This is a genomic window from Acinetobacter sp. ANC 5600 (genome assembly GCF_002018395.1).
In the GTDB taxonomy this organism is placed as follows: domain Bacteria; phylum Pseudomonadota; class Gammaproteobacteria; order Pseudomonadales; family Moraxellaceae; genus Acinetobacter; species Acinetobacter amyesii.
The window spans coordinates 1-1176 of sequence record NZ_MVKW01000018.1 but is presented as its reverse complement, the minus strand read 5'-3'; the positions used below and the strand labels follow the sequence as shown (position 1 = coordinate 1176).

The following is a 1176-nucleotide window of genomic DNA, read 5'->3' as shown; positions in this document are numbered from 1 at the left end:
AGCTGAGCAGCATGGGATTGAGTTATGCGTTGATCGCAGATTTCCTGCAAGACCGACAATCGTTTAAGTTCTTTATCCGACATAGACACCAACATATCAAACCGTCCGCTAAGGAAATTGCAGAAGTGCATATTCTAAAAGCGGACATTTTTACTTTGGAGAAACCGGACATTTCTATTTTGGAGTTACAAAAGCATTTCGTATAACCACCATTATGTTAAATGGACTTAATCAAAGTAAGTTTTTTCTGGCAACTGTTCTAGATATTCGAAGAATTGTTGTATTTGATCTTCTGTAACTCGTGCTGTCGATATGGGAGGCAGCTCATCTCTTCCAAAAAAACCTACTTCTGGAGTTTCAATACTGGGTGCTAATTCCCCACCTACAATCTCACACCAAAAAAATGCTTTATAAACGTGGAGAAACATTGGGGGGTGAGGATGCTTTCTTCTGTCTGTTAGAGCTAAAAGTTTAACTGCTTTAACTTCTAACCCAGTTTCTTCTAAAACTTCTTTTTCAGCATTTTCTGCTGCTGAGAAGCCTACATCAGCCCATCCTCCGGGAATGGACCATAATCCATCTTGAGTTTCTTTAGCCAATAAAATTTTCTTTTCTTTAAAAACTACTGCACGTACATCCACTTTTGGCGTAGCGTAACCCACATCCTGAAGAACATTAGGAATAAAGTCTTTAGTATCAATTTCTTTTAGTTCAATTAAAGTTTTAACATGTTCAAGCAATTGCTCATATCTTTCTTTGTCATAAACATCTTTTGAATAGTACAAACCTGATTGTGCTAATCCAGTAATCTGATTTAGAGTTTCAATCCATTCAACAGAATCTTTCATATCGTTTTTTCAATCTTGATGAGCAAAAGAATAAGTGTAGCACTATTCAATTTAGCTAAAATTAACATAATACGGATTATACGTAATGCGCTTGTTAGAACCCATCTAAAGTGTCTATATTCTCACCAATAAAAATGTCTAGTTTATGATGGTTTTTATCACCATGGACTGGATATAAATATAGATGCTGATCACTATGTCTGACAAAGAAATTCAACGGCTTGCAGTTCTGCAAGACGTTCGAGATCATCGTATTACCCAGGTCCGTGCTGCTGAAATCCTAAATCTTTCCACCCGTCAAATTACCCGGTTATTGCAGAAGCTCAAT

General features: G+C 36.7%; 2 protein-coding genes and 1 pseudogene. 2 read left to right on the top strand and 1 reads right to left on the bottom strand.

Annotated elements, in window-relative coordinates; translation table 11 throughout:
- The coding region (locus B1201_RS17075; RefSeq protein WP_213032939.1) for a hypothetical protein at positions 1-206 on the top strand (206 nt) is incomplete at its 5' end.
- A gap of 21 nt (positions 207-227) precedes the next feature.
- Here the strand turns inward: B1201_RS17075 and B1201_RS16740 are convergent.
- Entirely contained in the window at positions 228-848 is a 621-nt protein-coding gene (locus B1201_RS16740; protein WP_078194534.1) for an NUDIX hydrolase, read from the bottom strand.
- Between the two features lie 184 nt (positions 849-1032).
- Here B1201_RS16740 and B1201_RS16870 point away from each other — a divergent pair.
- Positions 1033-1176: pseudogene (locus B1201_RS16870) on the top strand (helix-turn-helix domain-containing protein); the annotation flags it as partial.